Raw genomic sequence first — 8,192 nt, 5'->3', positions numbered from 1 at the left:
CCCTGAGAAAATAGCTCGATGCCAGGTAAAACATTCTCCAAATAGGTTGATGATGTGCTGATTGCTGAAGCGATCACCATCACCACCCACGAAGAAGCCACCTCATCTCGAGGTGGCTTTTTTGTTGTAAGGTTTTAGTAATCTTTTGCGCTTATCTGTGCCAAGACGCTCACTAGTTCGACGTTTAAGTGGCCAGATTTGGAAGGCTTGTCGGCGTTGGAATAATGCTGAGTGTGTTGATTTAAGTGCTGCTTTTGCATATTTTGTTCTTCAGTCTTTCTTTCCGCTGCTTCTGATTGCGCTGTCGGTTGCCGCAAGGGTGTTTGGCAAAACGGACAGTGTGGATAATGTGTTGGCCTCGGTGACGCAGGTCTTGCCGCCGTCAGCAACCAGCCTTGTTGATTCGACCTTGCGTGGGTTGGTTGATCAAGGCTTTGGCGCTGGCATCCTCGGCGTTGTTGTTTTGCTTCTTACGGCGAGTAATGCTTATTTAACGCTCCAGCGTGGAGCTGATCGCTTGTGGTCTGAGATTTTGCCCGAGCCATCAATCGGTTTGTCTTGGTGGCAGCAGGTTGGACAGTTTTGTAGAACGCGTGTTGAAGCCTTCCTGACGGTTTTTGCCATATCTGTTTTGATTGTTTTTCAACAGTTGGTGCTCAGCATTGGGCAGCTCCCTGAGGACATTCTTGGCTTATTGGATGGCGTCGTTCCAGGCTTGATGGGGATCGTGCGCTCCAGCCCCATCCTTCCTCTCGGACGGATCCTTGTTCCCGCGTTGATCTTGTCTTTGATGGCCTGGTTGCTTCAGGTGGTGTTACCCAGTCGTCGTGTTCCTGCAATCCCTCTCATTCCAGGCTCATTGTTGATTGGATTCGGCCTCGCCTTTCTCAATAAAATTCTGAGTTTGAGTATTATTTCTCTGGGTAATCGCTATCAGGCCTATGGCGTGATTGGCGGTGTTTTGGTGTTAACGCTTTGGGTTTGGTTGGTGGGGGTGATTCTTTATTTTGGGCAGTGTTTAAGCGTGGAATTGGCTGCAGTTCGTTTTGCGAAACCCCGGCTCGGGGAACCGAACAACGCGGCGCCTTGAACTTTGATTCAACTCTGCGAAGCTGATTCAACGGACCTTTTCCGTTGAAGCCCATGAATCGACCACCAGCGGTGTTGTGGATCGGAGTTGTGTTGCTCCTGCTGCTGCCAACCGCTGCCGGTCGTCTCTTGCTTGATCTCGCCGGTGGTGTGTTGCTGGCTCTTTTGGCGCTTCCTTTGATCCTTTCCGGTCTTGGTTGGATTGGTTGGAAGCTTTTGCAGTCCCGGATGATCAGCTGTACCGCCTGCGGTGCCACGGGTCTGAAGGGGGCTGCAGTCTGTGCCGTCTGCGGCACGCCCTACGCAAGTGCGAAAGGCAGCCCGGCCAGTGCAGCAGCCCCGTCAGCAACTGCCAGTGATCTCACTATTGACGTGGTGGCTCAGGATGTGGATTCCGATTCCTGAGCCTGAAGCTGTCGTTCCCGCAGGAACAAGAAAAACGGAGCAGCGCAGCCAAAGGCCACGCCGAAGCTCAAGGGGATGGCCAGCCACCAGCCTTTGATCTTCTGACGTGGTCCTTCCACACAGATCCACAGCGTGACGGCACTGGCCCCCACCAGCAGGTCAGCGCTCAAGGAGCGTGACGCGGCTGTGCTGCTGGCATCAGCGATGAATCGCGCCAGATCAAAGGCTTGTCCACCGCTTTCGGATATGAATTCCAGGTTGGCCTTCCAGGGCAGGATCGCTCCCAACACAGCAAGAAGCAGATAAATCCAAGGCAGGGCTTTACGCATCGGTTGTGGCTTTGAGAGTTGTGGGATCAAGCTCGATAATCGACTGCTCCACGCTGTCGAGCAGGCTCTGACACCGGTTCAGATACACCTCGCCATGGAGCACTTTTTGCTGCAAGTCCGCCAACGGAACACTGTCGTTCTGTAGTTCAGCAAGCAGCAGATCCAAAGCCTGCATGGCTTCCTCGTAGCTCAGTGTCTCGGCATCCTTTCGCCACGTTTCGATGCGATCGCGTTGCTCTTTCTTGACTTGGCGCTTGCTCATCAGGAGGAGGTGGTGGGTGCACTGGGCTGGATCTGATCGACCCGCGCTTCAAGGCTTCCGTTGCTCATTCGAATGTTGAGCTGATCACCGATTTTGACGGATTCAAGGTCTGAAATGGGGTCGCCGGCGGTGTTGCTGATCAGAGCCAAGCCGCGTTGCAGCCAGCGTTCCGGTGATAGTGCCTTGAGCAATTGGTGCCTTTGAGCCAGTGCCTGGCGTTGGCGTTTGATCTTTTCCAGTAGAGACTGTTGCTGAAGGGCTGCGTCTCGATCCTGGAGGCGCTGACGTTCGCGCAGGATTCTCCCCAGCAGCGCGTCTTTCAATCGGCTTTGCCGTTGCGCCAGTCCCTGGCATTCCGCTTCGCGGTCGGGCAGCAAGGCCACGATCGCTGCCGTGGGCGTGGCTGCGCGATGGTCTGCCACTAGTTCGGCGACGGTGAGATCATCCTCATGTCCCAGGCCTGTCACCACCGGAATGGGGTAGTTCGCCAGCAGGCGGCAAAGCGCCTCGTTGTCGAACACCGCCAGGTCTTCCCGGCTGCCACCGCCGCGGGCGAGCACCAAAGCGTCCAGTCCCAACTCGTCTGTGCGCTCGGCCAAGGCTTCCAGGGTGCTGATGATCGTCGGTGCCACGGAACCCTGCACTGGAATTGGCACCACGATCAGCTGCGTCATGGGCCAGCGTTCCGCCGCTGTGCGGAGCATGTCGGCCAGGGCGGAACTGGGCACGCTGGTCAGCACCGCGATCGAGGCGGGTTGTCTCGGAAGCGCCCTCTGATGGCTTGGGTCGATCACCCCCTCCTGTTCCAGCAGTTGCCGCACCCGTTCAAAGTCGCGCAGCACCGTGCTGAGGCTGGGCCGGATGTCCAGTGCCTGAACGGTAAGGCTGGCTCGTGCTGCCCAGAAATTGAGCTTGCCCACCACGGTGACGCCGTCACCGTCTTTGGGTTGATAGCTCAATTGGGCCAGCTTCGAAGCCCACACCACGCCGGAAATGCTGGCGGAGCCGTCGGTGAGGGTGAGCCAGAGGTGGCCCTTTTTGAGTTGAGGCCGGGAGACCGTGGCCTCCAGTAAAAAACGCGGCGCAAAACCGCGTTCCAGCAGGCTGCCGATTGCTGTGTTCAGCTCAGCAACGGAATAGGTCGGAAGACGATCAACGCTCAAGGCGGCTGTAGGCGTAACCCCAATACATGCAGATAACGGCTGAGATGCTGGTCAATAGAACGCCCCAGTGTTGGTGGATCTGGGTGGCACCAATCGTGCAGATCACCAAGGCGCTGCTGAGCAGCCTTGATCCATCACGTCTGTTCTGAACGTAGAGCGGTGCCAACGACTGCCTCAGTGGAATCCTCCCCACTGTGCTGCATCAGCGGTGGCTGGTGGAGAGGCAACAAAAAACCCCCCGGCGAACCGAGGGGTTTTGTGAATCCGCGGAGCGGAAATCAGCCGAGGCCGATCTGGGACAGGATGCCTTGGCCGGTCAGGAGCTCGGTGCCGAGGCCGATCACGATGCCCAGCATGGCCAGACGACCGTTCCAGGTCTCAGCGAAGTTGACGAAACCAAAGCGTGCGTTGTCAGACATGGGTTGAACCGGTTGGTTGTAAGCCAATGTAACAAAGGTTGGAGTTTTGTTGAGTGTGTTAACGGCTACGCGCCGGGCTTTTTCTGGTCAGGATTGCTGACCATTTGATTTGCGCTTGGTCCGGGCCGTCGGCAGCGCCTGGCGGGGGTCTTCGGGCCAGGGGTGCTTGGGGTAGCGGCCGCGCATTTCCCGGCGCACCTCCTGGTAGCTGCCTTCCCAGAAGCCTTTGAGGGCGCGGGTGCGTTGCAGGGGGCGTCCGGCTGGTGAGAGCAGCTCCAGCGTGACGGGGATTCGGCCATTCAGCACGTGGGGGCCGTCGTCAGATCCGAACATCTCCTGCAATTTCACGGCGAGGATCACTTCGTCGGCGGTGTAAAGCAGCGTGGCTTGCCGGCCGGAGGGGATCGGGATGCGGCGCGGCAGCAGGTCATCAAGCTGTTGCCTGAAGCTCCAATCCAGATCGCCCCAGAGTGCTTCTTCCAAGGCTGTCGCGGTGATGTCGCTCCAGCCCAGGCAGCCCTCCAGGCTTGGGCCCAGCCAGGTGTCGGCTTGCTCCAGCAGGGTTGTCAGATCGCGATCAGGCCAGGGGACGCCCACCTGTTGGTGCATCCATGCCAGCCGTTGGCGCAGCTGATGGCTGCTGTCCGTCCAGGGCAAGGCGTCAAGGCTGCTATTCCTCTTCAGCTGCTCGATCAGCAGGGAGCGGCACAGCCCTGCGGCTGGCGAAGGCTGTGGCGTTCGGCGCACCACCAAGGCCCCCAGCTTGAGCTGGCGTTCGGCACGGACCTGCTGGCGTTCGGGATCCCAGCTGGCCTCGTCCTGCCAGTGGCCGTCCCGCCCAGCGATGCTCTCCAGGGTGCTCTGGCTCAGGGCCACGGCCATCTGGATCCGGGTGTCCCGGCCGCCCATGTCGACCCTGGCGACGGCCAGGGCTGGACTGCCCTGGAGCGGATCCCAGGGCGGCAGGGTGGCTCCGCGGCCCTGACGCAGCTTATAGCGACCGGCCTGGCCTGGACGCTGTTGCGCCAGCCATTCCGGAAAGGCCGCCAGGATCAGATCGCCCGCATTGACGGAGGCGTCTCGTTTCTGGGGTGAGGCACCCAGTCGCTTCAGCTGGCGGCGAAGCTGCTGGCTGAGCGTTCGTAGGGATGGATGGCGCTGGATGCTGTTGAGCCGAGCTTCGAGATCGCTGCCGATCTGGCGGGGATCGAAGGGATCCCGTTCGCTGAGGATGGCCGCCAGATCACAGCCCAGCTGGGGGACGCCCTGTTCGTGGGCCTCCAGCAGCAGCATGCCGAGACGGGGGTGAACGCCGAGGCCGCCGATCAACCGCCCCCGCTCGCTGATCCGGCCGTCGTGCTCCAGCAGGCCGAGCTGTTGCAGGCCGTGCTGTCCCTCCTGCATGGCTGCTGCGGGGGGAGGGTCCAGCCACGGCAGCTCTTCCCCCAGTCCAGCCCCCCATTGGGCCAGTTCCATCAGCACGGGCTGGGGATCGGCCAGCAGCAGTTCAGGGGGGTGAAAGGGGGGGCGCCGCTGTTGCTCTGCCGGTGACCAGAGGCGGATGCAACGGCCGGGGCATTGCCGGCCTGCCCGGCCCCGGCGCTGCTCTGCACTGGCCAGGCTGGAGACGGTGGTCTCCAGGCCCTCCATGCGGGTGTTGGGGTCGTAGCGCAGTTGACGGCTGAGGCCGCTGTCAATCACCAGGCGCACCCCATCAATCGTGAGGGAGCTCTCGGCAATGGCGCTGGCCAGGATGATGCTGCCGTCCTGGTTGGGGTCGCAGCGCTGCAGGGCTGAACTCTGCTTCTGCAAGGGCAGTTGACCATGCAGCGACTGAATCTTCCAGTTCTGCAGGGAAGGGGCGGCCGTCAGGATCTGCCTGCAGCGTTCAATCTCCGCCAGCCCCGGCAGGAAGACCAGAACACCGCTGCCCTGCGGTTGCTCGAGGGCGTGTTGCTCGATGGCGCGCAGCACCTGCTTTGGCAGGGGTTCGTCCGGCCGTGGTGGTTGGTGGTGGGTGTCCACCGGGTAACAGCGGCCCGGGCTTTCCAGCACCTTTGCTTCGGGCAGCCGTTCCCTCAGATCGGATAGATCCAGCGTGGCTGACATCAAGATCACGGCGAGATCTGGATTCAGCAGAGGCCTCGCCTCGCGCAGCAAGGCGAGGGATAGGTCCGCGTCCCGCCCCCGCTCATGAAATTCATCGAAGATCACGCACCCCACCCCATCGAGCGAGGGATCGCTCTGCAAGCGCCGCAGGAAGAGGCCGTCGGTGATCACCTCCACCTGGGTGCGATTGGATCGCTTCTGTTCCCCGCGCACGGCATAACCGATGCGCGCGCCGATGTCTTCTCCAAGGCTCTCGGCAAGACGGGCGGCGGCCGCTTTGGTGGCCAGTCGCCGCGGCTCGATCATCCAGATTTTCTGATGCTCTTCAAGAACGCTCTGGCCTTCCGTCAGGGCTCCAATCAGCGCCAGGGGGACCCGTGTGGTCTTGCCCGCCCCGGGCGGTGCCTGGAGCAGAACCGTTTCCCCTGGGCGGACCGCAGAACAGATCTGCTCCAACAGGGCGTCGATCGGGAACTGGCTCAACGCGGTGTTGCCGCTCGATTCACGGGATGAGATTCATCAGGCCGAACAGCACCAGGCTGCTGATGGCGCCGACGGCCGCCAACAGCCGCACCAGCGGGCCGATGGAAACGACAAGGGAGGCCATGAAGACTTTCTTAAAGGCCGGATTAATTCCGGTCTAGCCCCCTTGTCAGTGGCATTGCTGCATTCATTCGCACGCCTTTACAGAAAACCCGTGCCGGATCAGCGCACGTGGCGGGTCCCATCCACGGGGTGGTACTCCTCGCCGGTGAGTTCTTCAAACACGATGGCCGGGAGACCGGTTTCGAACATGGTCTGCAGGGCTTCCTTGAGATAAGGATTCCAGCCTCCGGTGCTTACCTGGCCGTGGCGGACGGTCCAGTCCCAGGTGCCCTGAAGGTCGCGGGGGATCCGGCCTTCCCGGTCACGACGGGCCACCAGATCAAGAGATTCCACAAGTCCCACGGTGATGGGGTCTTTGCCGTAGGCCGGAGTCAGGCTCAATTCCAGGCGGACGGGGTCTTCCTTCATCAGCCGAAGCCGAAACCGTGGGGGCAGCTTGAGGCCTTTGATGACCGCGGCAACGATGCGTGTTCTCTGATCCACTCAGGCGACCCCTGTCGACTTCAAGCGCCCAATTTATTCAGTGCCGGGTCCCGCGGCCGTCGAGGCTTCGTCATCGTCACCGCCGAAGCGCACCGTCAGCAGGGCCTCTTCCGTGATCCGTCCCTCGCTGTCCAGAAGTTCTGGGTGGACGGTGACCTGGCCTGTGCGGTCGTTCGGAGCGTTGCTGGGCGCGCTGTTGATCGGACCGCTGGCAGCGCGGAAACCCTTGCTCATCACGCGGAAGGCCTGCCACAACAGGGCCACGAACAGCGCTCCGTAAATGAGGGGAAACAGCGAACCGAGCATGACCCTCCGACCCAGCTGAATATCTGCATTCTCACGCTATCGGGACCCCGGTCGCATGTGGTCACAGCTTTGACACGGAACTTGGCTGTTTTCGGATCTGCTCTACGTAGCGTCGAGGCAGCCGATCGCCCTGAAGCTGTGGTGAACTCCCCGTCCCGCTCGCTGGTCGCCTCTGCTCTGGCGGGGGGATTGCTGGTGGCCGGCGTGTCGTTGCTTCCCTTGATCGTTGGCTCTCAGCAAGCCGTGGCGCGCCCGGAGATCCGTCGCGGCTCGTTTGTGCCTGCCGCTGTAAAGCGCAGTGGTCCGGCAGTGGTCAGCTTGGAGACGGCGCGGACCGTCAATCAGTCCAGTGTTGCGGGTGTGCCGCCGGCCCTGATGCAGGACCCTTTGTTTCGCCACTTCTTCGGCATCCCACGCGCCACAGCTCCGCGCTCCAGGGTGCAGCGTGGCCAAGGCAGTGGAGTGATCTTCGATGCCAAGGGCCTGTTGCTCACCAATGCCCATGTGGTGGAGGGGGCGGATCAACTCACCGTGGACCTCTCCGATGGCAGGAGGGTGCCTGCCCGAGTGGTGGGCAAAGACAGCCTCACCGATCTCGCGGTGGTGCGCCTGGAGGGCTCCGGGCCCTGGCCAGTCGCGGACCTGGGGGATTCCGACCGGCTCAGCGTGGGCGACTGGGCGATTGCCGTGGGCAATCCCTTTGGCCTGGAGAGCACGGTGACTCTGGGAATCATCAGCAACCTCAACCGCAACGTTGCTCAGCTGGGAATTTCCGGCAAACGTCTTGACCTGATTCAGACCGACGCGGCGATCAATCCTGGTAATTCGGGCGGGCCACTGCTCAATGCCGACGGTGAGGTGATCGGCATCAATACCTTGGTGCGATCAGGGCCTGGGGCAGGTCTGGGTTTTGCCATTCCGATCAATCGGGCTCGAACCATTGCCCAGCAGCTGGTGGCCAGCGGCAAGGCCCGTCATCCGGTGATCGGCATCCGTCTGTCTCCGGTGCCCCGGCCCACCC

At 61.2% G+C, this 8,192-nt stretch carries 10 protein-coding genes; 3 read left to right on the top strand and 7 right to left on the bottom strand.

Going from position 1 to position 8,192, the window contains the following annotated elements; translation table 11 throughout:
• Window positions 1–157 precede the first annotated feature (157 nt).
• Entirely contained in the window at window positions 158–1,090 is a 933-nt protein-coding gene (locus NCN05_RS11305) for a YihY/virulence factor BrkB family protein (protein ID WP_250398154.1), read from the top strand.
• Window positions 1,091–1,143: 53 nt separating this feature from the next.
• A complete protein-coding gene (locus NCN05_RS11300; protein WP_250398153.1) occupies window positions 1,144–1,494 on the top strand; it encodes a hypothetical protein in 351 nt (116 codons plus the stop codon).
• On the opposite strand, the gene NCN05_RS11295 is transcribed toward NCN05_RS11300, so the two are convergent.
• The 7 genes from NCN05_RS11295 to NCN05_RS11265 form a co-directional block, all read right to left on the bottom strand.
• A complete protein-coding gene (locus NCN05_RS11295) occupies window positions 1,470–1,823 on the bottom strand; it encodes a DUF2834 domain-containing protein (RefSeq protein ID WP_250398152.1) in 354 nt (117 codons plus the stop codon). The genes NCN05_RS11300 and NCN05_RS11295 overlap by 25 nt on opposite strands.
• Complete coding sequence (gene xseB, locus NCN05_RS11290; RefSeq protein WP_250398151.1) at window positions 1,816–2,085, bottom strand: exodeoxyribonuclease VII small subunit; 270 nt, start codon at window positions 2,083–2,085, stop codon at window positions 1,816–1,818. Before xseB ends, NCN05_RS11295 begins: the two co-directional genes overlap by 8 nt.
• A complete protein-coding gene (gene xseA, locus NCN05_RS11285) occupies window positions 2,085–3,248 on the bottom strand; it encodes an exodeoxyribonuclease VII large subunit (RefSeq protein ID WP_250398150.1) in 1,164 nt (387 codons plus the stop codon). Before xseA ends, xseB begins: the two co-directional genes overlap by 1 nt.
• Before the next feature lie 278 nt (window positions 3,249–3,526).
• A complete protein-coding gene (locus tag NCN05_RS11280; protein ID WP_011365253.1) occupies window positions 3,527–3,667 on the bottom strand; it encodes a CAB/ELIP/HLIP family chlorophyll-binding protein in 141 nt (46 codons plus the stop codon).
• An 87-nt stretch (window positions 3,668–3,754) separates the two neighbouring features.
• Window positions 3,755–6,259 (bottom strand): ATP-dependent helicase HrpB, encoded by a 2,505-nt coding sequence (gene hrpB / locus NCN05_RS11275; protein ID WP_250398149.1) that lies wholly within the window; start codon window positions 6,257–6,259, stop codon window positions 3,755–3,757.
• Window positions 6,260–6,481: 222 nt separating this feature from the next.
• Complete coding sequence (locus tag NCN05_RS11270) at window positions 6,482–6,865, bottom strand: DUF8663 family protein (RefSeq protein WP_006851931.1); 384 nt, start codon at window positions 6,863–6,865, stop codon at window positions 6,482–6,484.
• Between the two features lie 33 nt (window positions 6,866–6,898).
• The gene (locus NCN05_RS11265; RefSeq protein WP_114988711.1) at window positions 6,899–7,171 is read right to left on the bottom strand and encodes a DUF2973 domain-containing protein; all 273 of its coding nucleotides are present in this window, start codon (window positions 7,169–7,171) and stop codon (window positions 6,899–6,901) included.
• Between the two features lie 141 nt (window positions 7,172–7,312).
• Here NCN05_RS11265 and NCN05_RS11260 point away from each other — a divergent pair.
• Window positions 7,313–8,192, top strand: an 880-nt coding sequence (locus NCN05_RS11260) for a trypsin-like peptidase domain-containing protein (RefSeq protein ID WP_250398148.1), incomplete at its 3' end; no start/stop codon positions are given.

The sequence above is a fragment of the Synechococcus sp. MU1651 genome, assembly GCF_023630635.1.
Lineage (GTDB): Bacteria > Cyanobacteriota > Cyanobacteriia > PCC-6307 > Cyanobiaceae > Parasynechococcus.
Note: the sequence above shows the minus strand (reverse complement) of the source record. Positions and strands in the feature narration are given on the sequence as shown.

Bases quoted from the DNA above. Each gene is read 5' to 3' on its own strand.
- NCN05_RS11300 (WP_250398153.1), top strand. From the start codon at position 1,144: ATGAATCGACCACCAGCGGTGTTGTGGATCGGAGTTGTGTTGCTCCTG.
- NCN05_RS11295 (WP_250398152.1), bottom strand. From the start codon at position 1,823: ATGCGTAAAGCCCTGCCTTGGATTTATCTGCTTCTTGCTGTGTTGGGA.
- xseB (WP_250398151.1), bottom strand. From the start codon at position 2,085: ATGAGCAAGCGCCAAGTCAAGAAAGAGCAACGCGATCGCATCGAAACG.
- NCN05_RS11280 (WP_011365253.1), bottom strand. From the start codon at position 3,667: ATGTCTGACAACGCACGCTTTGGTTTCGTCAACTTCGCTGAGACCTGG.
- NCN05_RS11265 (WP_114988711.1), bottom strand. From the start codon at position 7,171: ATGCTCGGTTCGCTGTTTCCCCTCATTTACGGAGCGCTGTTCGTGGCC.